Consider the following 230-nt stretch of genomic DNA (forward strand, 5'->3'; position numbering starts at 1 on the left):
TCGATATCAAGACCGAGATTTTGCAGAATCTGCGTAACATGTGGGTGACTAATCCCCCGCTCGAACAGCAGATTGCGGATCAAGTGTCTGGCACCGGTACCGATCCAGTGACGGGTCTTCCGTTCATGGGCGGCCATCTGATTGATTTTGATCAGTGGTCGCAGCCTGAGCGTGACATTCTGGCAAAGCAGGTGAATGCACTTGGGATGAAGCTAGCAAACGCAGGTGTC

The 230-nt window shown here is 52.6% G+C and carries 1 protein-coding gene; it reads left to right on the forward strand.

Annotation, left to right across the window (positions count from 1 at the left end; all coding sequences use genetic code 11):
* The coding region (locus AC1RPQ_RS08735) for a hypothetical protein (protein WP_481762392.1) at positions 1-230 on the forward strand (230 nt) is incomplete at both ends.

This window comes from Dellaglioa sp. CoH-57-MRSF-21 (genome assembly GCF_056781915.1).